Genomic DNA, 22,727 nt, shown 5'->3' with positions numbered 1-22,727 from the left:
TGGACGCGCGGTAATGGCCAATTTCATTCGAAATTTTCGTTGCCCAGCACCAGGCGCGCCTTGACGCTCTTGCCCTTGACGCGTCCGCTGTTGAGCCGCTGCACGGCCTGCGCGCCAATCGCGCGGTCCACCGCGACGTAGGTGGAAAAGTCGTTCACATTGATCTTGCCCACCTGCTCGCGGGTGTAGCCCATGTCGCCGGTCAGCGCGCCCAGCACATCGCCGGCGCGGATCTTCTCCTTGCGGCCGCCGATGATCTGGAGGGTGACCATGGGCGGCACCAGCGGGCCGCTGCCCGTGGGCGTGAGGTCCGCCAGCGGGAACCAGCGCGACTCGCGGCCCTGCAGCTGCTCGATCTTGCCCACGTAGCCCATCTCGTCCATGCTGGCCAGGTTCAGCGCCAGGCCGTCGGCATCGCCCCGGCCGGTGCGGCCGATGCGGTGGATGTGCACTTCGGGGTCGGGTGTCACGTCCACATTGATCACGGCGGCCAGGTTGGCAATGTCCAGCCCGCGCGCGGCCACGTCGGTGGCCACCAGCACCGAGCAACTGCGGTTGGCAAACTGCACCAGCACCTGGTCGCGCTCGCGCTGCTCCAGCTCGCCATACAGCGCCAGCGCGCTGAAGCCCTGGGCCTGCAGCACGCCCACCAGGTCGCGGCACTGCTGCTTGGTGTTGCAGAACGCAATGGACGAATCCGGCCGGAAGTGGTTGAGCAGCTGCGACACCGTGTGCAGCCGCTCGCTGTTCTTCACCTCGTACCAGCGCTGTTCGATCTTTCCCTCGGCATGCTGCGCCTGCACGGTGATCTGCTCGGGCGACTTCATGAACTGGGCGCTGAGCTTGGCAATGCCTTCGGGGTAGGTGGCCGAGAACAGCAGGGTCTGGCGCTCCTTCGGGCACTGCTTGGCCACCACGACGATGTCGTCGAAAAAGCCCATGTCGAGCATGCGGTCGGCTTCGTCCAGCACCAGGGTGTTCAGCGCTTCGAGCGTGAGGTGCTGGCGCTCCAGGTGGTCCATCACGCGGCCGGGCGTGCCCACCACGATGTGCGCGCCGTGCTCCAGGCTCAGCATCTGCCCGCGCAGCGGCACGCCGCCGCACAGGGTCACGACCTTGATGTTTTCCTCGGCGCGGGCCAGGCGGCGGATTTCGGTGGTCACCTGGTCGGCCAGCTCGCGCGTGGGGCACAGCACCAGGGCCTGCACCGCAAAACGGCGGGGGTTGAGGTTGGCCAGCAGCGCCAGCGCAAACGCGGCCGTCTTGCCGCTGCCGGTGCTGGCCTGGGCGATCAGGTCCTTACCCAGCAGCGCGGGGGGCAGGCTGGCCGCCTGGATGGGGGTCATGGTGGTGTAGCCCAGCTGCTGCAGGTTGGCCAGCGTGGCGGGGCTCAGGGCCAGCGTGCGGAAATCGGTGCTGGCGGGGGTTTCTTTGGAGGTCATGGCCCGATTATCCGGCCCGGGGTATCCGGGCAACTACCTTACGCCCCCGTCAGGGGTATAGGCTATAACCATCAGACACGCACCGAGTGGGACATGCCAGATTCATCCAACGCAGCCAACCCCCCGGGCCAGGGAGGCTCCAGCGACTCGCTGCTGCGCCTGATTGCCGACTCGGTGCCGGCGCTGATGGCCTATTTCGACCTGCCCGGCCTGCGCTGCCAGTTTGCCAACCAGGGCTACGCCGCCTACAACGGCCACAGCACCGAGTCCATCCTGGGCCTCACCGTGCAGCAGGCCATTGGCGACAAAGCCTGGCAGGCCATCGAGCCGCATGTGGAGCGCTGCACGCAGGGCGAGCGCGTGAAATACACCCGCGAACAGACCCTGCCCAATGGCGAGGTGCGGATGATCGAAGTCAACCTGATCCCGCATTTTGGCGACGCGGGGCAGCAGCTGGGCTCCTTCGTGCTCATCACCGACATCACCGAGCGCTGGCGCGCCGAGCGCGAGGTGCGCCAGAGCGAAGAGCGCATGCGCAAGTTCACCGAGGCCACGGACGAAGCCATCGTGTTCCACCGCGACGGCCTCATCACCGACGGCAACGAGGCGCTCACCCGGCTCACGGGCTACAGCCTGCAGGAAGTCACTGGCCTGTCGATCTTCAACTTCATCAGCCCCGAATGGCGCGCCACGGCGCTCGAATACACCCGCAGCGGCCGGGAGGACCCGTACGAGGTCACCATCTGCCACAAGGACGGCCTCGCCATCCCGGTCGAGGTGGTGGGCAAGACCATGCCCCTGCACCACGCCGACTACCGCATCGTGGTGGTGCGCGACATCACCGCCCGCAAGCAGGCCCAGGAGCGCGAGGCCTTCATCGCGCTGCACGACACCCTCACACAGCTGCCCAACCGGCATTTCCTCATGGAGCAGCTGTCGCAGGTGCTGTCGCTGGCGCGCCGGCGCCACGGCCGCGCGGCCGTGCTGTTCGTGAACCTGGACCATTTCAAGACCGTGAACGACTCGCTGGGCCACCACGCGGGCGACCAGCTGCTGCGCAACGTGGCCGAGCGCCTGCGCCAGGGCGTGCGCGATGCCGACGTGGTGGCCCGGCTGGGCGGCGACGAGTTTGTGGTGGTGCTGACCGACGTGCAAAGCCAGGACGACGTGGCCATGGTGGCCGACAAGCTGCTGGCCTCCATGCACGGCGTGTTCACGGTGGACCAGCTGCCGCTCACCATCTCGCCCTCCATCGGCATCAGCCTGTTCCCGGACCATGGCGGCAGCGCCGATGTGCTGCTGCGCTGCGCCGATGCGGCCATGCACCACGCCAAGGAAAGCGGGCGCGGCAACCGCCAGTTCTATGTCTCCAGCATGGACGCCAGCGCCTTGGACGTGCTGCAGCAAGAGCGCCAGCTGCGCGAGGCCATCGCCCACAACCACTTTGTTCTGCACTACCAGCCCCAGATCTGCCTGGCCGACGGTACGCTGCAGGGCCTGGAGGCGCTGGTGCGCTGGCGCCACCCCGAGCGCGGGCTGGTGGGCCCGGACGAGTTCATTACCTTCTCGGAATCGCGCGGCCTCATCACCCCCATCGGGCGCTGGGTGATGCGCGAGGCCTGCCGCCAGCTCAAGGCCTGGCAGGACCAGGGCCTGGCCCTGGTGCCCATGGCCGTGAATTTCTCGGCCCTGGAATTCCGCCAGCGCGACGTGGCCGCCGAAATCGCCGCCGTCCTGCTCGAAACCGGCCTCGCGCCCCAGTACCTGGAGATCGAGCTGACGGAATCCGTGCTCATGCACCAGACCGGCCAGGTGCTGGGCACCCTCAACGCCCTCAAGGCCCTGGGCGTGGGCATCTCCATCGACGACTTCGGCACAGGCTATTCATCGCTGGCCTACCTCAAGCGCTACCCCATCGACAAGCTCAAGATCGACCGCTCCTTCGTCGCCGACACCCCCGGCAACTCCGACGACGTGGCCATCGTCACCGCCATCATCCAGATGGGCCGCAGCCTGCAGCTCAAAACCGTGGCCGAAGGGGTGGAGACGCAAGCGCAGATTGAGTTGCTGGCCGGGCTGGGGTGTGACCTGATGCAGGGGTTTGTGGTGTCTGCCCCTCTGGACGCCGAGGCCACGGAGCGCTGGTTGCGCCGGTAAACGCCGTTTTCGCCCGTTTTGTCGTCTGGCTTGTGGACAATAGGGGAATGCCCCTCATCCCCGACTTCATCGCCCCCACCCGCCACACCGACCCCGCCGACGCCCTGGCCCAGGTGCAGCGCATCTACCAGCAGCAGATCGGCCACCTGCGCGACGCCATGCAGCGTTTTGTGGCAGGCGAGACGCCCGAGGGCCCGGTGCGCGCCTTCTACCCGTTTGTGCGGGTGCACACCACCACCGTGGCGCGGGCCGATACCAAGCTGGCCTATGGCTTTGTGGAAGGCCCCGGGCGCTATGAAACCACCCTGACCCGGCCCGACCTGTTTGCCAACTACTACGCCGAGCAGTTCCGCCTGCTGCGCGCCAGCCACAACGTGGAGCTGGAAGTGGGCACCAGCACCCACCCCATCCCGATCCATTTCTCGTTTGCCGAGCACGACCACATCGAGGGCACGCTGACACCGGCGCGCCGCATGCTGATGCGCGACGTGTTCGACCTGCCCGACCTGGCCGCCATGGACGACGGCATTGCCAACGGCACCTGGCAGGCCGCGCCGGGCGAGGCGCAGCCGCTGTCGCTGTTCACCGCGCCGCGTGTGGACTACTCGCTGCACCGCCTGCGCCACTACACGGGCACAGCGCCCGAGTGGTTCCAGAACTTCGTGCTGTTCACCAACTACCAGTTCTATATTGACGAATTCGTGCGCCTGGGCCATGCCGAGATGGCCAAGCCCGACAGCGAATACATCGCCTTCATCGAACCCGGCAACGTGGTCACGCGCCGCGTGGGCCTGAGCGCCGAGGCGGGCGACGACCTGGGCGCAGCCCCGCCGCGCCTGCCGCAGATGCCCGCCTACCACCTGGTGCGCAAGGACGCGAGCGGCATCAGCATGGTCAACATCGGCGTGGGCCCGGCCAATGCCAAGACCATCACCGACCACATCGCCGTGCTGCGCCCGCACGCCTGGATGATGCTGGGCCACTGCGCGGGCCTGCGCAACAGCCAGCAGTTGGGCGACTACGTGCTGGCCCATGCCTATGTGCGTGAGGACCATGTGCTCGACGAAGACCTGCCGCTGTGGGTGCCCATCCCGGCGCTGGCCGAAATCCAGCTCGCGCTGCAGCAGGCCGTGGCCGATGTCACGCAGATCGGCGGCGCGGACCTGAAGCGTGTGATGCGCACCGGCACCGTGGCCAGCACCGACAACCGCAACTGGGAGCTGCTGCCCGACAACACGCCCCAGCGCCGCTTCAGCCAGAGCCGCGCCGTGGCGCTGGACATGGAAAGCGCCACCATCGCCGCCAACGGCTTCCGCTTTCGCGTGCCCTATGGCACCCTGCTGTGTGTGAGCGACAAGCCCCTGCACGGCGAAATCAAGCTGCCCGGCATGGCCAACCACTTCTACCGTGAGCGCGTGGACCAGCATCTGCGCATCGGCATGCGCGCCATCGAGATCCTGCGCAACGGCGGCGTGGACCGGCTGCACAGCCGCAAGCTGCGCAGCTTTGCCGAAGTCGCGTTCCAGTAAAAGTACAGAAGAGAAAAGAAAAGAAAGAAGCACCACCAAGCACGCAGGGCCGATCTGACCCATGCCACTGGACTTCCTCACCCTGATGGCCGTCATGGCCACCAACCTGTTCATGATCTCGGCCGCGCTGCCGCTGATCATGGGCCGGGGCGTGAGCCGTGCGGCGCGCCATGTGCAGGCCAGCCTGCTGCTGCAGGCCGTGGCCTGGGCGGCCATCATCGCCTCGTCCTCGCTGTGGGACCAGACCCTGTCCACCCTGTCGATCGCCTGCAACGCAGCGGCCCAGTGGATGCTGTACCGCGCGCTGGAGGAATGGCTGGGCCCGCGCCCGTTGCCCCGCCTGCTGCTGGTGCTGGTGATTGCCGCCCCGCTGGGCTACACGCTGGGCTTTGGCCATTACGCCTGGCGTGTGGGCTGGGCCAATTTCTTGATGGCCGCCATCCTGTGCATCGTGGCGCGCGCCACCCTGGCGCCCGTGGTCGAGTCCAGCCTGCGCTGGCGCAGCCTGCTGCTGGGCTGCCTGCTGACCTCAGCGGCCTTCACGCTGGCGCGCGGCATGCTGGGCGCCTTTACCGACCAGTACCCCAGCTTTCGCACGCCCCACCCCGTGAACCTGGCTGCGGCCGTGGCCACCAATGTGAGCCTGGTGCTGGGCACCGTGGCCCTGCTGGTGGCCTGGCGTGCCGAGGCCGAACAGAAACTGCGCACCCTGGCCATGACCGATGGCCTCACGGGCCTGCTCAACCAGCGCAGCTTCGCGCTGCAGGGCGCCAGCCTGCTGGCCCACGCTGCCCGCCACCAGCTGCCCGTGACGGCCTTGATGCTGGACGTGGACCACTTCAAGCAGATCAACGACACCCGGGGCAACGAGGCGGGCGACCGCGCACTGCAGCTGTTCGCGCGGCTGCTGGGCGACACCTGCCGCAGCGGCGACCTGACCGGGCGGCTGGGCGGCGAGGAGTTTGGTGTGCTGCTGCTGCACAACAGCGCCCCGGCCGGCATGGCATTTGACCGGCGCCTGCGGCGACGGCTGCACGCTGCGAGCGTGACCGAACTGGGCTTTGCGCTGGACTACAGCGCCGGGCTGGCAACACCAGCGCCTGGCGAAACCGACCTGGCCGCGCTGATGGCGCGGGCCGACCGCGCGCTGTACGAAGCCAAGACGGCGGGCCGGGGGCGGCTGATGACCGCCAGCTGAACGCGCCGCGCCTCACACACAATCCAACCATGACCGCACTTTTTGAAGCCCTGCACCTGCGCAAACGCTACGGCGAGACCACGGTGGTGGATGACGTGTCGTTTGCCATTGCCCCCGGCGAATGCCTGGGCGTCATCGGCCCCAATGGCGCGGGCAAGACCACCACCATCCGCATGTGCCTGGGCCTCACGGCGCCCGATGGCGGGGCCGTGCATTTCACGCCCACGCCCGGCTCGGCGCCTCTGCACATGCCGCGCGACGCACTGGCCATCAAGGCGCAGTTGGGGGTGGTCACGCAGTTCGACACGCTGGACCCAGACTTCACCTGCGCCGAAAACCTGCGCGTGTTTGGCCGCTATTTCGGGCTCAAGGGCGCGGTGATGGACGAGCGCGTGCCGCAGCTGCTGGAGTTTGGAGCGCTGTCCCACAAGGCCGATGCCAAGCCCGGCGAACTCTCGGGCGGCATGAAGCGGCGCCTGTCGCTGGCGCGTGCCCTCGTCAACAACCCGCGCCTGCTGCTGCTCGACGAGCCCACCACCGGCCTGGACCCGCAGGCGCGCCACCTGATGTGGGAGCGGCTGCAGTTGCTGCTGCAGCAGGGCAAGTCCATCCTGCTGACCACCCACTTCATGGACGAGGCCGAGCGCCTGTGCTCGCGCCTGCTGGTGCTGGACCATGGCAAAAAAATCGCCGAAGGCCGCCCGCGCGAGCTGATCGCCCAGCACCTGGAGCCCGACGTGGTGGAAGTGTTTGGAGTGGGCGCGGTGGCACTCACACAAGACGCCACCCTGCGCGCGCTGGCGGCCCGGGTGGAGGTCAGCGGCGAGACGGTGTTCTTCTACACCCAGAACGCGCAGCCGCTGCTGCAGGCCCTGGGGCAGCACGGGCATCTGCGCACCTTGCACCGGCCCGCCAATCTGGAGGATCTGTTCCTCAAGCTCACAGGCCGCCAGATCCGCCAGGATGGTTGAGCGTTGGCATCGGCTGGCGCGCCAGCCGATGTTCACTATAAAAACAATAGCTACAAGCGCTTATCCATCGCGCGCAAACGGCCATTTTTTCTTGAAATTTATGCCTTCCGGGGCGTGACCTTGCCCGCCGCGAGCTTGGCGTTGTGGCGCGCAGTGTCCACATCCTCGGCCCGCGCGAGTGCCACGCCCATGCGGCGCTTCACAAAACTCTCAGGCTTGCCGAACAGGCGCAGGTCGGTGCCCGGCACACGCAGGGCTTCTTCCACGCCGTCGAACACAATGCCCTGGGCCTCCACGCCGCCGTAGATCACGGCGCTGGCGCCGGGGTTGCGCAGGCGGGTGTCCACCGGCAGGCCCAGGATGGCGCGCGCGTGCAGCTCGAACTCGCTCTGGTGCTGGGTGCACAGCGTGACCAGACCCGTGTCGTGCGGGCGCGGGCTCACTTCGCTGAACCAGACGTTCTCGCCCTTCACGAACAGCTCCACGCCAAACAATCCCTGGCCGCCCAGGTTGTCAGTCACGGCCTTGGCGATCTGGCGCGATTTTTCGAGCGCGGCCGGGTGCATGGGGTGGGGCTGCCAGCTTTCCACGTAGTCACCGCTCACCTGCACATGGCCGATGGGGTCGCAGAAGCTGGTGACGATCTGGCCTTCGGCCCCCACCGAACGCACGGTGAGCTGCGTGATCTCGTAGTCGAAGTCGATGAAGCCCTCGACGATCACGCGGCCATGGCTCACGCGGCCGCCGGCCATGGCGTAGTCCCAGGCCTTTTGTACGTCCTCGGGGACGTCGATCTTGCTCTGGCCCTTGCCGGAGCTGCTCATCACGGGCTTGACGATGCAGGGGTAGCCGATGCCTGCGTCAATCGCAGCCTGCAGTTCTTCGAGCGAGTTGCAAAACTTGTAGGGGCTGGTGGGCAGGCCCAGCGTTTCGGCGGCCAGCACGCGGATGCCTTCGCGGTCCATGGTCAGGCGGGCAGCGCGGGCCGTGGGGATCACGCGCACGGTGCCAGCGGCTTCCAGCTCTTCGAGCATGGGGGTGGCAATCGCTTCGATCTCGGGCACCACCAGGTGGGGCCGTTCGGCTTCGATCAGCGCCTTGAGCTGGGCCGGGTCGCTCATGGTGATGGTGCGCGCGTGGTGGGCCACCTGCTGGCCGGGGGCGTTGTCGTAGCGGTCCACGGCGATGGTTTCCACGCCCAGGCGCTGCAGCGCGATCAGCACCTCCTTGCCCAGCTCGCCGGAGCCCAGCAGCATGACTTTGGTGGCGTGGGGGGACAGAGGGGTTCCGAGGGTGGTCATGGGAGGTTTTCCAGAAAAAAGAAGGCGCAAACGCCACGAAGGACAGGGGCCTGCCGCAGCAATCCGGCGACTTTAATGCATGGGTGGTGGCCCGGTGCGACCGGGCCCGCCAGCGCACCAGACAGGAGCGGTGCAAAAAAATTTTTGCATTGGCCACATCCAATCCGCGCCCGGGTGCGTACCCCCTGTTGCAGCAGACCGTTCCTGCGGCGGCTGCACCCTCCAACCCATTCAAGAAAAGGCAACCACCATGCACACCCAGCCCCTGCACACCCGTCTGGCTCCCTGGACCCTCGCGCTTGCCACCGCCACCATGCTGACGGCCTGCGGCGCCATGAAGCCCGCATCCAGCCCCATCTACTCGCAGGACAGCCTGCCCGACACCATCAAGGTACCCGCAGGCCACAAGGTCGCCATGGAAACCGTGGGCGTGGGCGAGATCACCTACGAATGCCGCGACAAGGCCAACATGCCCGGCCAGACCGAATGGGTGTTTGTGGGCCCCAAGGCGGTGCTGAACGACCGCAGCGGCAAACAAGTGGGCACCTACTACGGCCCCCCGGCCACCTGGGAGTCGAGCGATGGCTCCAAGCTCACCGCCACCCAGCTGGCCGTGGCACCCTCGGGCGCAGGCAACCTGCCCTACCAGCTGGTCAAGGCCAACCCGGCCATGGGCAGCGGCGCCATGGTGGGCGTGACCTACATCCAGCGCGTGGCCCTGAAGGGCGGCGTGGCACCCGCCACGGCATGCACCATGGCCAACAAGGGTGCGCGCGAGATCGTGAAGTACCAGGCCGACTACATCTTCTGGAAGGCGGCCTGACGGGGCACACGGGGCGGGCGACGCAGCCCGCTCCGGCTCAATACTGCTTGTAGGGCAGGAACTTGCCCGAAAGCACCACGTTCACGCGGTCGCCCTTGGGGTCGGCTTCGCGCGTGATGTCCATGCTGAAGTCGATGGCGCTCATGATGCCGTCGCCGAATTCCTCGTGGATCAGTTCCTTGATGGTCGTGCCGTACACGCTCACGATCTCGTACCAGCGGTAGATCAGCGGGTCGGTGGGCACCGGCGTGGGCAGCGAGCCCTTGTAGGGCACGACCTGCAGCCACTTCTGCTCCTCAGCCGTGAGGCCGAAGATCTTGCCCAGCACCTTGGCCTGCTCAGGCGTCGCGGTCATCTGCCCCAGGCACAGCGCGGTGGTCCATTCCTTGGACTGGCCGAGCTTCTTGGCGATGGCATGCCACTGCAGGCCTTTGGCGACCTTGGTGCTGATGATTTTCTCGGTGACGTCGGTGCGGTTCATGGGGCTTCCTCGGGGGTTGAAAGGGCATCAAGGGACACCCTATCCCCAAGCAATGCCTGTGCCTGCCAACCCGCTCCGAGGCACACAAGTGCTGGCGGCGCCGAATCCGGCATCGCACAATAGGCGCATGCAGACCGCCACCACCTCCACCACCCCGACCCTGGCCGACGCGCCCCGCCAGCCTTCCGCATGGCGCCCCCCTGGCCTCTCGGCGCGCTGGTGGCCCGTGTTCCTGCGCAACCTGCTGGTCTGGCGCAAGCTGGCCATCCCCAGCCTGGTGGGCAACATTGCCGAGCCGCTGATGTGGCTGGTGGCCTTTGGCTACGGCATGGGGGCGCTGGTGGGGCAAGTGAGCGTAGGCGGCGCGGGCGGCGACACCAAGGTGCCCTACATCCTGTTCCTGGCCAGCGGCTCCATCTGCATGAGCGCCATGAACGCGGCGAGCTTTGAGGCGCTGTACTCGGCCTTCTCGCGCATGCATGTGCAAAAGACCTGGGACGGCATCATGAACGCGCCCGTGAGCCTGGACGACGTGGTGCTGGCCGAAATGCTGTGGGCGGCGTTCAAGGCGCTGTTCACCGTCACGGCCATCCTGGGCGTGATGCTCGCTTTAGGCATCAGCCACAGCCCCAAGCTGCTGGTGGCCTGGCCGGTGCTGCTGTTCGTGGGCATCATGTTCTCCAGTATTGCGCTGATCTTCAACGCGCTGGCCAAGGGGTATGACTTTTTTACCTACTACTTCACGCTGGTGCTCACGCCCATGATGTTTCTCTCGGGCGTTTTCTTCCCGCGCGAGCAGTTGCCCCCCATCGTGCGCACCATCTCCGACTGGCTGCCGCTGACCAACGCGGTCGAGCTGGTACGCCCGCTGTTCATGGACCAGTGGCCCGCCCACCCCTTGCGCCACGGCCTGGTGCTGGTGGTGACCACCGTGGTGGCCTTCTGGGTAGCCCTGGCCCTGACCCGCAAGCGCTTCAAGGCATGACCGCGCTGCTCGGCCCCAGCCATATCGCCATGGTGGCCAAAGGCGTGTCGGCCATCGTGGCGTCACGCGACGCGGCCCTGCGGCCGAGCATCATGCGGGCCGTGGGCAGCCATATCAGCGGCGATGGGCTGGAGGTCACGGTGTACCTGCGGCGCAGCCAGTCCGAACAGTTGCTGCAGGACATTGCGCACACCGGAGAGATTGCCGTGGTGTTCAGCGTGCCGTCCACCCACCAGACGCTGCAGCTCAAAGCCCGCCGGGCCACGCAGCGCCCGGCCCATGACGGCGACCTGCCTGTGTTGCAGGCCTACCTGCAGTCCATGGTTCAGGAGGTGGACCGGGTCGGCTACGGGCCGCAGTATGTGGGCGCCATGCTGGCAGCGCCGCTGCAGGATGTGGTGGCCGTGAGCTTCGCGCCCACCAGCGCGTTCGACCAGACACCGGGCCCACGCGCAGGCGCGGAGCTGTGTGCGCCGCCCGCACCACCCACACCACCCGTACCGCAGCCATGAGCACCGCAGCGCCGTCCCTGCACAGCATCCGCCCCTGCCTGGAGGGCGCGATTCCCGCCATCATGGCGACCTGCGCCCCTGACGGCACCCCCAACGTGGCCTACATCTCGCAGGTGGTCTATGTGGATGCGGGGCATGTGGCACTGTCGTTCCAGTTCTTCAACAAGACCCGCCAGAACATCCTGCGCAACCCGCGCGCGTCGGTGTTGGTGCTGGACCCGCTCACCACCCATTTCTACCGCCTGCACCTGCTGTACGAACGCACCGAGGACAGTGGCCCGGTGTTCGAGAGCATGCGCGCGCAGCTGGCGGGCATCGCGTCGCATGCGGGCATGGCCGAGGTGTTTGAGCTCAAAGGGGCCGACATCTACGCTGTGGAGCGCATCGAATCGGTGGCCGGCGAAGGCCTGCCGGCACCGGCACCACGTTCTGGCTTGCTGCACACGCTGCGCCTGTGCAGCGAGAGCATCGCGCGCTGCTCGGGGCTGGACGAGTTGCTGCAAGGCGCGCTGCAGGGCCTGCAGGACAAGCTGGGCATTCAGCACGCCATGGTGCTGATGCTGGACGCCAGCGCCCAGCAGCTCTACACGGTGGCCAGCTGCGGCTATGCCACGTCGGGCGTGGGTTCAGAAATCCGACTGGGCCAGGGAGTGATCGGCATGGCTGCGCGCGAGCGCACGCCGGTGCGCATCAGCCACATGACGCACGCCGCCCTGTACAGCCATGCCATCCGCGAAAGCATGGACGCGCATGCCACACCCGATGCGCCCCCGCTGCGCGGCCTGGACATCCCCTACCCCGGGCTGCCAGAGCCGCACAGCCAGGTGGCTGTGCCGCTGCTGTCGGCCGGACGCCTGCTGGGCGTGCTGTTTGCCGAGAGCCCCGAAGACATGCGCTTTGGTTTCGAGGATGAAGACCTGCTGGTGGCCATTGCGGGCCAGCTGGCCGCCGCCATCGACCTGCTGCAGGCCGCGCCCGATGCGCCCGAGCCGCTGCCTACTCCGACGGCGGCACCGCCGGTGAGCGGCAGCGCTCTGCGGGTGCGCCACTTTGCGGCCAACGACAGCGTGTTCATCAACGACGACTATTTGATCAAGGGCGTGGCGGGCGCCATTGTCTGGAAGCTGCTGCGCGACCACCAGCACACCGGGCGCGTGGACTTCACCAACCGCGAGCTGCGGCTGGACCCCGCCCTGCGCCTGCCCGATGTGGCCGACAACCTGGAGGCCCGCCTGCTGTTGCTGCAGCGCCGCCTGCAGGAGAACTGCCCGCACATCCACATCGAGAAAACAGGGCGCGGGCGCTTTCGGCTGTGCGTGCTGCGCCCCGTGGTGCTGGAAGACGCCTGACGCCTTCACGCCACTGATTTCTCAAAGTCAGTGCACCAGACCCGGCACCACCGGCAGGCCCAGGCTGCACATCAGCTTGGTCCACTCCGGCTGCGTGAGGTGCGGCTGCACTTGCGCCAGCACTGCGGCCAGCACAGGGGCAGGCGCATGTTGCTTCATGTCCGACAGCATGGCCGTGCGCTCGGCGGGTGACATGTAGGGCACCATCCAGCGGGCCACCACCATCATTTCGTGCGGCGGGATCGAGGCCACCAGCGCATCGTGCACGCCCGCCAGTTCGGCGTCGGTGTAGCACTGCCAGAGCACGCGGTTGTGCGCAGTCTCTTCCTCGTGCATGTGCTCGAAGTTGTGGGCCACAAACAGCGCCAGCTGGCGGTACAGGGCCAGGGTGGCCGCAGCCCGTGCGGGTTTGGCGCAGGCCATCAGGTGGTTCACCCCGTCTGCCAGGGCCGTGATGGCCTGTTCGTGCTCCACATGTTCACCGGCAATGCTCTGGCTGGAGCCAGGCTGGCGCGCCTCCATGGCGGCGTGCACAAACTGGTTCTCGTGGTGCAGGTGCGCGCGGCACAGGTCCAGCAGCTGCATCACGCGGTCGCAGGTCTGGGCAAACTCCAGGTCGTCGTCCACATCCATGCGGCCCAGGCCCAGCAGCGTGTCGGCCATGAAGGCGCGCAGCGCCTTGTGGATGCTGGCGTACATGTCCATGCGGGGGGCGGCGGGCTGGGCTTGGGTCAGTGCGGCAATTTCGCGGGCATCAATCTTCATCTGCTTCTTTCATGGCCTCGTGGGGCCTCTCAACACCCTGCTTTGGGGGGTGCCGGGCCGGGTGCACCATGTACCCGCTTCCATGAAAAGAAGTCTAGGAACGCGCGGCCGTTTTGCCTGTTAAAAACTCCTTAAGCAGACCTTGTGCAAACCTTAAAAACCGCGTTCAGCGCCGCAAATGTGAATTCCTTCACACCCGCGCTCGCAGCAGATCCACCGCTTTTTCTGCAATCATCACCGTGGGCGCATTGGTGTTGCCGCTCACGATGCGCGGCATGATGGATGCGTCCACCACCCGCAGGCCCGCGAGGCCATGCACACGCAGTTCGGCGTCCACCACATCCAGCGGCCCAGGCCCCATGCGGCAGGTGCCCACGGGGTGGTAGATGGTGTCGGCGTACTGGCGGATGAACTGCCCGATCTCTGCATCGCTGCGCGCACTGGCCGAGGCCGCCAGCTCCTTGGCGCCGAACTTCGCCAGCGCGGGCTGCGACAGAATCTCGCGCGTGCGCTGGAAGCCACGCACCATGCGCAGCATGTCATCCGGATCCGCGAGGAAGTTCGGGTCCACCAAGGGCAAGGCCATGGGGTCACGGCTGGCCAACGTGACCGAACCCCGGCTCTTGGGCTGCAGCAGGCACACGTGGGCCGAGTAGCCATGGCCGAACACCGTCTTGCGCCCATGGTCCACCAGCTTGCCGATCACGAAGTGCAGCTGCAGATCGGGCGCGGCCTCCGACGGGTCGCTCTTGATGAAGCCCCCTGCCTCGGCGAAGTTGGTGGTCAACATGCCGGTGCGGTGCTTGCGCCATTCGACAATGCCGCGCAGCGTCTGCGCCATGCCCGACAGCGAGAGGCCGAACAGGTCCTTGAGCTCCGGCGCGTCCAGCACCTGCACCACGTCGGGGTGGTCATGCAGATGCTGGCCCACGCCCGGCAGGTCGTGCAGCACCGGGATACCGTGTTGCTGCAAATGCGCGGCAGGCCCCACGCCCGACAGCATCAGCAGCTGCGGTGACAGCAGCGCGCCCGCGCTCAGCAGCACCTCGCGCCCCGCGCGCACCTGCTTGAGCGCGCCGCCCTGGCGGTATTCCACACCCACGGCGCGCGTGCCGTCGAACAGGATGCGCGTGGCATGCGCATCGGTGATGACCTGCAGGTTGGAGCGCGCGAGGTGGGGCGTGAGGTAGCCCTTGGCCGCGCTGTGGCGCTCGCCGTTCTTGTGCGTGACCTGGTACAGGCCCACGCCCTCTTGGGTGGCCCCGTTGAAGTCGGTGTTGTGCGGATAACCGGCCTGCACACCCGCTTCGGTGAAGTGGTGGCTGAAACGGTTGGTGGAGCGCAGGTCCGCCACGTTGAAAGGACCGCCCTGGCCGTGCCAGGCATCGGCGCCGCGCTCGTTGTGCTCGGCGCGCAGAAAGTACGGCTTCACATCCTCCCAGCCCCAGCCCGGGTTGCCCTGCGCAGCCCAGTGGTCGTAGTCGGCATGCTGGCCCCGGATGTAGACCATGGCGTTGATGGAGCTGGAGCCCCCCAGCACCTTGCCGCGTGGCTGGTAGCCGCGCCGGTTATTCAGCGCGGCCTGCGGCGTGGTGTTGAAGCCCCAGCCGTTCAGCTCGAACTTGGCCATCACGGCCAGCCCGGCGGGGCAGTGGATGAGCACGCTGTTGTCGGCGGGCCCTGCCTCCAGCAGGCAGACCCGCACGGAGGGGTCTTCGGTGAGCCGTCCGGCCAGTACCGAGCCTGCTGAGCCGCCGCCAACGACGATGTAGTCGAACATGTTGTGTGTCTCCTCCGCCATGCTGTGCGGCGGTTTGTTTGTTCTGGGTGAATGCACGATAACCGAACGGTCGTGCGATTCGCCTTACCATTCCGTCCATCCGTTTCACTTTGAAGAGGGCTCTCTATATGACGATTCAGACCGTAGGCATCATCGGCGCAGGCACCATGGGCAACGGCATTGCACAGGCCTGTGCGGTGTCGGGCATCAACGTGGTGATGGTCGATATCTCCGATGCTGCAGTGCAAAAAGGCCTGGCCACCGTGGCCGGCAGCCTGGACCGCCTGATCAAGAAAGAAAAGATCAGCGAAGCCGACAAGGCGGCGGCCCTGGCACGCATCCAAACCTCCACCCGCTACGACGACCTCAAGGCCGCGCAATTGGTGATCGAGGCCGCCACCGAAAACTACGAACTCAAGCTCAAGATCCTGAAGCAGGTGGATGCCATCGTGGCGCCCGAGGTGCTGATCGCATCGAACACCTCTTCGATCTCCATCACCAAGCTGGCCGCCGCCACCAGCCGTGCCGACCGTTTCATCGGCATGCACTTCTTCAACCCCGTGCCCATGATGGCGCTGGTGGAGATCATCCGCGGCCTGCAGACCAGCGACGCCACCCACGACGCCGTGAAGGCCCTGGCCGAAGCCCTGGGCAAGAGCCCCATCACCGTGAAGAACGCGCCCGGTTTTGTGGTCAACCGCATCCTGGTGCCCATGATCAACGAGGCCTTCTTCGTGCTGGCCGAAGGCCTGGCCACGCCCGAGGACATTGACGCGGGCATGAAGCTGGGCTGCAACCAGCCCATCGGCCCGCTGGCGCTGGCCGACATGATCGGGCTGGATGTGTGCCTGGCCGTGATGGACGTGTACCTGACCGAGTTTGGCGACAGCAAGTACCGCCCCTGCCCGCTGCTCAAGGAAATGGTGGCTGCGGGCCGTCTGGGTCGCAAGACGGGCCAGGGCGTGTATAGCTATTGATTCCCCCTGAGGCGCTTCGCGCCTTCCCCCCAGGGGGACGCCCCCAGCGCGGCGGGGCGGCCCTTGCGCGGGGGCGCTGGCATGGGCCGCGCCAGTTTTTTAGGCCGCGTACGTTGGTCAGTCGCACTGTCTCGGCTGAGACGGCTCCCAGCACGCTAAGCGTTTTCAATCATGGGCCAGGAGACCTGCGCCCATGACAAACATCACCCCCACCACGCCCCCACCCGAGGGCAACATCGACACCCAGGTCATCGGCCATGTGCTGCTGATCGGTATCAACCGGCCCGCCAAGCGCAATGGCTGGACCCCACCCATGTTCCGCCAGCTGGCCGAGGCCTACACCCACCTCGATGACGACCCCGCCCTGCGCGTGGGCGTGCTGCACGCGTTTGGCGACCACTTCACCGCCGGGCTCGATCTGCCCGCTGTGAGCGCCTACATGCAGCGCGGCGAAAAAGCCATCCCCGAAGGCCTGGTGGAGCCGCACGACTACGGCCTGCCCGGCTACCGGCGCCGCACCAAGCCCATGGTGGCGGCCGTCAAGGGCATCTGCTTCACGGTGGGCATCGAGCTGATGCTGGGCGCCGACATCGTGGTCGCGGCGGATGACTGCCGCTTTTCGCAGATGGAAGTGCAGCGCGGCATCATGGCCACGGGGGGCGCGACGCTGCGCATGGCCGAGCGCGCGGGCACGGGCAACGCGCTGCTGCACCTGCTCACGGCCGACGAGTTCGGCAGCAGCGAAGCCTACCGGCTGAACTTTGTGCAAAAGGTGGTGCCCGCCGCGCAGGTCCTCGATGAAGCCATTGCCATCGCGCAGCGCATCGAGGCCCAGGCCCCGCTGGCCGTGGTGGCCACGCGGCTCAATGTGCTCAAGGCCATCGAGCAGGGGCAGGCGGCGGCCGTGGCCGAGTTCATCCCGGTGCAGAAGGCGCTGGCCAACAGCGAGGACGCCGCCGAGGGCGTGCGCGCTTTTGTGGAGCGGCGGCCCGCGCAGTTCAGCGGGCGCTGATCGGAGCCGGGGGCGGCTGCGGGCTCCGCCACCCCACGCCCCTCCTGGCCGGGTCGGCGGCCTTCATGCGCCTGGAGCACACAAAAGTTCAAGCAAAAATGGCCGTTACCGCCCGTTCAATATGCCAAATTAGCTATTAAAAATATAGCAATCAGACTCGAACTACGCCTTGTACAGGCGCGCGTCTACCATCGGCCGAGTCTCCGCAACTCTCCATCCAGCCCGTCCTCGCCTGCAACAAGGTTTTACAAAATTCAATTGCACGCAATTAAATAACCCGCCACAATTCACCCCATGCCCAGCCCCAGCACCCCCTCCACTCCCAGCCCCGCCATCCTGCGGCTGGACAACCAGGTCTGCTTTGCGCTGTATTCCGCCTCGCTGGCGATGACCAAGCTCTACAAGCCCCTGCTCGACCGCATCGGCCTGACCTACCCGCAGTACCTCGTGATGCTGGTGCTGTGGGAGCAGGACGGCGTGACGGTGTCCGAGCTGGGCGAGCGCCTGTTTCTCGACTCCGGCACGCTCACGCCACTGCTCAAGCGCCTGGAGGCGCAGGGCCAGATTGCCCGGCTGCGCGATGTGCAGGACGAGCGCCGCGTGCGCATCACCCTCACGGCCGAGGGCCGCGCGCTGCGCGACCAGGCCGAGGCCATCCCGCCATGCGTGCTGCAAAGCAGCCAGTGCTCGATTGCCGAGCTGACCGCCCTGACCACCGAACTCAAGCAGCTGAGGGCCCGGCTCAGCGAGCAACGCTGACGGCCTGCAGACCACGCAAACACCGATTCCCTCCACCGCCCGCCAGTGGGCAACAACCGCAAGGAAGACACCATGACCACACTCGAAAAAGTCCTGTACACCGCCAAGTCGCACGTGACCGGCGGCCGCGACGGCGCCGCCAAGACCGATGACGGCCGCCTGGAAGTCAAGCTGTCCTCGCCCGGCACCTCCGGCACCGGCACCAACCCCGAGCAGCTGTTTGCCTCCGGCTACGCCGCCTGCTTCATCGGCGCGATGAAGGCCGTCGGCGGCAAGATCGGCATCCCCGTGCCCCAGGACGTGTCCATCGACGCCGAAGTGGACCTGGGCCCTATCCCGAACGCCTACGGCATCGCCGCCCGCCTGGCCATCAGCCTGCCCGGCCTGGACAAGGAAACCGCCCAGAAGCTGGTGGACGCAGCCCACCAGGTCTGCCCCTACTCCAACGCCACGCGCGGCAACATCGACGTGACCATCACGCTGGTGTAAGCCATGGGCCGCCAGTTGCTTCCCCGCATCGCGGTGGCCCTGGTGGCCATCGAGCATGTGTACATCCTCGTGCTCGAAATGTTCTTCTGGAACAAGCCCCTGGGCATGAAAACCTTCAACCTTACCCAGGAGCTGGCGGACGCCACCACCACGCTGGCGGCCAACCAGGGGCTGTACAACGGTTTTCTGGCGGCAGGCCTGTTCTGGGGGCTGTTCACCGGCAACCGGGTGTTCAAGATCTTCTTCCTGGCCTGCGTGATCGTGGCCGGGGTGTTTGGTGCCGCCACCGCAGCGCCCAAGATCTTCTTCAGCCAGGCGCTGCCCGCGATCATCGCGCTGGGCCTGGTGCTGGCGCTGGACAAAAAACCCGCCGCACAGCGCAGCCTCTGAGCTATCAAATCCATAGCTGTTACCGCCCTATAGACGGGCGGTAACAGCTATTTTTGCTTTGAATCCAGGCCAGCACTGCCACCTGCAAGCTGGCATTCAGCCATGGGCGCGATGATGGGGTTGGAGACAACCCCATGAAAATCGCCCTGCTGTCCGACATCCACGCCAACCGCCAGGCCCTGGACGCCTGCCTGCAGCACGCCCGCGCCCAGGGCGCCGAACAATTTGCGCTGCTGGGCGACCTGGTGGGCTACGGTGGCGAGCCCGTGGCCGTGGTGGAGCAAGTGCGTGACCTGGCCCGGCAAGGCGCCCTGTGTGTGCTGGGCAACCACGACGCCATGGCCCTGACGCCCCCCGCCAACCCGCGCAACCGCAGCGAGCTGGGCGCGCAGTGGACACACGACCAGTTGGGCAACAGCCACATTGCCTTTTTGCAGTCCCTGCCGCTCACCGCACGCCTGGGCAGCAGCGCGCTGCTGGTGCACGCCAGTGCCGACATGCCCGCGCAGTGGCGGTATGTCGAGGACTCCAACGCCGCCGAGCGCAGCATGACGGCCGCGCAGGGTATCGACCCCGCCATCCGCTACGTGTTCTGCGGCCATGTGCACGAGCAGGTGCTGTACTTCCTCACGCCCACCGCCAAGCTGATGCGCTTTGCGCCCGAGCCCGGCGTGCCGGTGCCCGTGCCAACGCACCGCCAGTGGCTGGGCATCGTGGGCTCGGTGGGCCAGCCGCGCGACGGCGACGCGCGCGCCATGTACGCGCTGTTTGACGACACCGCCAAGCAGATCACCTTCTACCGCGTGCCGTATGACCACCTGGCCGCCGCCGCCGCCATCCGCGCCGCCTGCCTGCCGGGCTTCTACGCCGACCGCTTGGAAAAAGGCCAGTGACATGAAGCTGCTGGAGCCCGGCACCGAGATCGACGGCTTCCGCGTGGTGGACTGCATCCACGCGGGCGGCATGGCCCACATCTACGCCGTGGAATACGCGCAAGAAGGCCGCAGCCCCGGCTTTGCCATGGCGATGAAGATCCCGCGTATGACGGCGGGCGACGGGGCCGAGAACATCGTGAGCTTCGAGGTGGAGCTGCAGATCCTGCCCGTGCTCAGCGGCCCGCATGTGCCGCGTTTTGTGGCGGCGGGCGACCTGGTGCGGCTGCCGTACCTGGTCATGGAGTACATCCCCGGCCAGACGCTGCAGCACTGGCTGGATGAAGCGCCGGGGCGCTGCGACACGGCAACCATCGCCCGCCTGGGCGCGGCCACGGCGCACGCAGCGCACAGCCTGCACCAGCAGAACGTGTGCCACCTGGACCTCAAGCCCGCCAACGTGCTCATCAAAGACGATGGCAGCGCCGTGCTGCTGGACTTTGGCCTCTCGTACCACGCCCACTACCCCGACCTGCTGGCCGAGGAGATGCGCCAGGCCGTGGGCTCGCCCGCCTGGATCGCGCCCGAGCAGGTGGTGGGCGTGCGCGGCGACCCGCGCAGCGACATCTTTGCCATCGGCGTGATGCTGTACGAGCTGGCCACCGGCGAGCTGCCGTTTGGTGCGCCCACCACCAGCGGTGGCATGCGCCAGCGCCTATGGATGACGCCCGCTCCGCCGCGCAAGCACCGCGCCGACATCCCGCCCTGGCTGCAGGAGGTCATCCTGCGCTGTCTGGAGCCCGAGGCATCCCACCGCTACCCCTCGGCCGCGCACCTGGCGTTCGATCTGACCCACCCCGATCAGGTGCTGATGACCGAACGCGGCGAGCGCACCGAGCGCACGCCCCTCTCCACCCATTTCAAGCGCTGGCTGCGCGCGGCGGGCATGCACTACCAGCCCAGCCCGCTGCCGTCGGCGCAGATCGAAGACACGCCCATCCTCATGGTCGCCGTGCCCCATGCCGATGTGAGCGATGCCACGCTGTATTCACTGCGCCAGGCCGTGGCGCGCTCACTGGGCATCCGCCCCGGCGCGCGGCTGGCCTGCGTGACGGTGATCTCGCCCAGCGCCAGCAGCACCAGCGACAGCGAGCGCAGCGAAACCACGCTGCACCGCCAGCACATGGCCCGCCTGCGCCAATGGGCCCAAGGACTGGACCTGACCGGCCATGCCGTGAGCTACCACGTGCTGGAAGCCAGCGACGTAGCCCAGGCCCTGGTGCGCTACGCAGCCAGCAACCATGCGAGCATGATGATCGTGGGCGCCGCCACGCACGGGCTGCAGATGCAGCGCTTCATCGACACCGTGCCCATCCGCGTGGCGCGCGACGCGCCCTGCACCGTCATCCTGGTCAAACAGGCGCTGCCGTTTGAGCAGCTGGGCCAGACGTTCCCGGGCTGATGAAGTGAAACACCCCCTGAGTCGCTTCGCGCCTTCCCCCTCTCTCGCCTTGCTGTGCAAAGCGGGTGGGGGACGCCCCCGGTGCGGCGGGGCGGCCCTTGCACGGGGGCACTGGCTCGGGCCGCGCCCGTTTCATCAGCGCCATGGACAACTGATACGGCTCACGCTCCGCCATCACAGCCCGTTCGGCTGAGCTTGCCTGTCCTGAGCTTCGTCGAAGGGTCGAAGCCCTGCGCAGCGCTTCGACAAGCTCAGCGTGAACGGCTGTGTGCTGTTGGCGTGGATCAGGCGCCCATCCCCGGCCCCCTGTCGCCCAGGCGGCGCACCCCGCTTGAGCGCAAGCCCGCTTTCGTTTAGCGTCGCGGCATGAGCACCACCACCCTCCTCGTGCGCCAGGACCAGCTGGCCAGCACCCGCCTGTTGACCACCGACGACACCCCGCTGGCCGACGGCCAGGTCCGCGTGCGGGTCGATTCCTTCGCCCTCACGGCCAACAACATCACCTACGCCGCGCTGGGCGACATGTTGAACTACTGGCAGTTCTTCCCCACCGGCGAGGCGGGCTGGGGCATCGTGCCCGTGTGGGGCTTTGGCACGGTGACCGAGTCACAGCACCCCGAGGTGGCCGTGGGCGAGCGCCTCTATGGCTACTGGCCCATGGCCGAACAGGCCGTACTCTCGCCCCAGCGCGTCAACCCCACGGGCTTCAGCGACGGCGCCGCCCACCGCGCAGGCCTGCACGCGGTCTACAACCACTACCTGCGCACCCGCACCGACGGGCTGTACCGCGCCGACAACGAGGACGTGCAGGCGCTGCTGCGGCCGCTGTTCATCACCTCGTGGCTCATCGACGACTTTCTGGCCGACCAGCAGTTCTTTGGCGCCCGGCGCATGCTGCTGTCCAGTGCGTCGAGCAAAACCGCCTACGGCACAGCATTCCAGCTCGCACAGCGCGAGGGCATCGAGGTCATCGGCCTCACCTCGCCCGGCAATGTGGCGTTTTGCGAGAGCCTGGGCTGCTACCACCGCGTGGTCACCTACGACGCACTGGACACCCTCGACGGCGCCACGCCCAGCGTGTACATCGACTTTGCAGGCAGCGTGGGCCTGCGCCAGCGCATCCATGCCCACTTCACGGGCCTGGCCTACAGCTGCTCGGTGGGTGCGAGCCATGTGGGCGATCTGGGCGGCGCAGGCCAGCTGCCCGGCCCGCGCCCAGTGATGTTCTTCGCTCCCGCCCAGGTCAAGAAGCGCCACACCGACTGGGGCGCCCAGGGCTTGAACGAGCGCCTGGTGGCGGCCTGGAACCAGTTCAGCACCGCCGTGTCGGCCGGGCCGCAGCCCTGGCTGGTAGTGCAGCAGCATGCGGGGCCCCAGGCCACCCAAGCGCTGTTTGCGAGCGTGCTGGCGGGCAGCGGCGACCCGCGCGCCGGGCATATCGCCACGATGCTCCCGAGCTGACGCGTACGCACC

At 67.1% G+C, this 22,727-nt stretch carries 21 protein-coding genes; 16 read left to right on the top strand and 5 right to left on the bottom strand.

All coding sequences use genetic code 11. The features are described 5' to 3' along the window. Window positions 1–23: 23 nt before the first annotated feature. Window positions 24–1,442, bottom strand: coding sequence for an ATP-dependent RNA helicase DbpA (gene dbpA / locus A1D30_RS03475; protein WP_063459381.1), 1,419 nt, complete (start codon window positions 1,440–1,442; stop codon window positions 24–26). A 93-nt stretch (window positions 1,443–1,535) separates the two neighbouring features. On the opposite strand from dbpA, the gene A1D30_RS03470 reads away from it, so the two are divergent. From A1D30_RS03470 to A1D30_RS03455, 4 genes are all read left to right on the top strand, one after another. Continuing rightward, window positions 1,536–3,599, top strand: coding sequence for a GGDEF and EAL domain-containing protein (locus A1D30_RS03470; RefSeq protein WP_063459380.1), 2,064 nt, complete (start codon window positions 1,536–1,538; stop codon window positions 3,597–3,599). Window positions 3,600–3,646: 47 nt separating this feature from the next. Further along, window positions 3,647–5,128 carry an AMP nucleosidase gene (locus A1D30_RS03465; protein WP_063459379.1) on the top strand — a complete coding sequence of 494 codons (1,482 nt, stop codon included), beginning with the start codon at window positions 3,647–3,649 and terminating at the stop codon, window positions 5,126–5,128. A 61-nt stretch (window positions 5,129–5,189) separates the two neighbouring features. Next, the gene (locus tag A1D30_RS03460; RefSeq protein ID WP_063459378.1) at window positions 5,190–6,326 is read left to right on the top strand and encodes a GGDEF domain-containing protein; all 1,137 of its coding nucleotides are present in this window, start codon (window positions 5,190–5,192) and stop codon (window positions 6,324–6,326) included. 29 nt (window positions 6,327–6,355) lie between these two features. After that, window positions 6,356–7,297 carry an ATP-binding cassette domain-containing protein gene (locus A1D30_RS03455; protein ID WP_063459377.1) on the top strand — a complete coding sequence of 314 codons (942 nt, stop codon included), beginning with the start codon at window positions 6,356–6,358 and terminating at the stop codon, window positions 7,295–7,297. A gap of 98 nt (window positions 7,298–7,395) precedes the next feature. Here A1D30_RS03455 and purT read toward each other — a convergent pair whose 3' ends face one another. Beyond that, window positions 7,396–8,598: a formate-dependent phosphoribosylglycinamide formyltransferase gene (gene purT, locus A1D30_RS03450; RefSeq protein WP_063459376.1), complete on the bottom strand. Its 1,203-nt coding sequence runs from the start codon at window positions 8,596–8,598 to the stop codon at window positions 7,396–7,398. Between the two features lie 250 nt (window positions 8,599–8,848). Between purT and A1D30_RS03445 the strand changes: the two genes are divergently transcribed. After that, window positions 8,849–9,421 (top strand): DUF3455 domain-containing protein, encoded by a 573-nt coding sequence (locus tag A1D30_RS03445; RefSeq protein ID WP_063459375.1) that lies wholly within the window; start codon window positions 8,849–8,851, stop codon window positions 9,419–9,421. Between the two features lie 37 nt (window positions 9,422–9,458). Here A1D30_RS03445 and cynS read toward each other — a convergent pair whose 3' ends face one another. Further along, complete coding sequence (gene cynS, locus A1D30_RS03440) at window positions 9,459–9,902, bottom strand: cyanase (protein WP_063459374.1); 444 nt, start codon at window positions 9,900–9,902, stop codon at window positions 9,459–9,461. A gap of 127 nt (window positions 9,903–10,029) precedes the next feature. Between cynS and A1D30_RS03435 the strand changes: the two genes are divergently transcribed. Genes A1D30_RS03435 through A1D30_RS03425 form a run of 3 tightly spaced genes read left to right on the top strand, consistent with a single transcriptional unit; the run spans window position 10,030 to window position 12,748 of the window. Beyond that, window positions 10,030–10,887, top strand: coding sequence for an ABC transporter permease (locus A1D30_RS03435; protein ID WP_063459373.1), 858 nt, complete (start codon window positions 10,030–10,032; stop codon window positions 10,885–10,887). Beyond that, complete coding sequence (locus A1D30_RS03430) at window positions 10,884–11,399, top strand: hypothetical protein (RefSeq protein WP_063459372.1); 516 nt, start codon at window positions 10,884–10,886, stop codon at window positions 11,397–11,399. The genes A1D30_RS03435 and A1D30_RS03430 overlap by 4 nt, the downstream gene beginning before the upstream one ends. Beyond that, window positions 11,396–12,748: a GAF domain-containing protein gene (locus A1D30_RS03425; RefSeq protein ID WP_063459432.1), complete on the top strand. Its 1,353-nt coding sequence runs from the start codon at window positions 11,396–11,398 to the stop codon at window positions 12,746–12,748. Before A1D30_RS03430 ends, A1D30_RS03425 begins: the two co-directional genes overlap by 4 nt. 27 nt (window positions 12,749–12,775) lie before the next feature. Here the strand turns inward: A1D30_RS03425 and A1D30_RS03420 are convergent, their stop codons facing one another. After that, on the bottom strand, window positions 12,776–13,513 hold the full coding sequence (locus A1D30_RS03420; protein WP_063459371.1) for a hypothetical protein: 738 nt from the start codon (window positions 13,511–13,513) through the stop codon (window positions 12,776–12,778). 190 nt (window positions 13,514–13,703) lie between these two features. Continuing rightward, window positions 13,704–15,293 (bottom strand): choline dehydrogenase, encoded by a 1,590-nt coding sequence (locus A1D30_RS03415; RefSeq protein WP_063459431.1) that lies wholly within the window; start codon window positions 15,291–15,293, stop codon window positions 13,704–13,706. A 128-nt stretch (window positions 15,294–15,421) separates the two neighbouring features. Here A1D30_RS03415 and A1D30_RS03410 point away from each other — a divergent pair, with 128 nt between their 5' ends. The 8 genes from A1D30_RS03410 to A1D30_RS03375 all read left to right on the top strand — a co-directional run bounded on the left by A1D30_RS03410 (window position 15,422) and on the right by A1D30_RS03375 (window position 22,715). Further along, window positions 15,422–16,270 carry a 3-hydroxybutyryl-CoA dehydrogenase gene (locus tag A1D30_RS03410; RefSeq protein ID WP_063459370.1) on the top strand — a complete coding sequence of 283 codons (849 nt, stop codon included), beginning with the start codon at window positions 15,422–15,424 and terminating at the stop codon, window positions 16,268–16,270. Between the two features lie 193 nt (window positions 16,271–16,463). Continuing rightward, window positions 16,464–17,282 (top strand): crotonase/enoyl-CoA hydratase family protein, encoded by an 819-nt coding sequence (locus tag A1D30_RS03405; protein ID WP_063459369.1) that lies wholly within the window; start codon window positions 16,464–16,466, stop codon window positions 17,280–17,282. 294 nt (window positions 17,283–17,576) lie between these two features. After that, window positions 17,577–18,041 (top strand): MarR family transcriptional regulator, encoded by a 465-nt coding sequence (locus A1D30_RS03400; RefSeq protein ID WP_063459368.1) that lies wholly within the window; start codon window positions 17,577–17,579, stop codon window positions 18,039–18,041. Window positions 18,042–18,113: 72 nt separating this feature from the next. Further along, complete coding sequence (locus A1D30_RS03395) at window positions 18,114–18,530, top strand: organic hydroperoxide resistance protein (protein WP_063459430.1); 417 nt, start codon at window positions 18,114–18,116, stop codon at window positions 18,528–18,530. Between the two features lie 3 nt (window positions 18,531–18,533). Next, entirely contained in the window at window positions 18,534–18,920 is a 387-nt protein-coding gene (locus tag A1D30_RS03390; RefSeq protein WP_063459367.1) for a DUF1304 domain-containing protein, read from the top strand. 134 nt (window positions 18,921–19,054) lie between these two features. Continuing rightward, window positions 19,055–19,813: a metallophosphoesterase gene (locus tag A1D30_RS03385; protein ID WP_063459366.1), complete on the top strand. Its 759-nt coding sequence runs from the start codon at window positions 19,055–19,057 to the stop codon at window positions 19,811–19,813. Between the two features lies 1 nt (window position 19,814). After that, a complete protein-coding gene (locus A1D30_RS03380) occupies window positions 19,815–21,254 on the top strand; it encodes a bifunctional serine/threonine-protein kinase/universal stress protein (protein ID WP_063459365.1) in 1,440 nt (479 codons plus the stop codon). A 366-nt stretch (window positions 21,255–21,620) separates the two neighbouring features. Then, window positions 21,621–22,715 (top strand): DUF2855 family protein, encoded by a 1,095-nt coding sequence (locus tag A1D30_RS03375; RefSeq protein WP_063459364.1) that lies wholly within the window; start codon window positions 21,621–21,623, stop codon window positions 22,713–22,715. Window positions 22,716–22,727 lie beyond the last annotated feature (12 nt).

This window comes from Acidovorax sp. GW101-3H11 (assembly GCF_001633105.1).
GTDB lineage: Bacteria > Pseudomonadota > Gammaproteobacteria > Burkholderiales > Burkholderiaceae_C > Acidovorax.
This window is presented reverse-complemented; position numbering and strand designations above follow the sequence as displayed.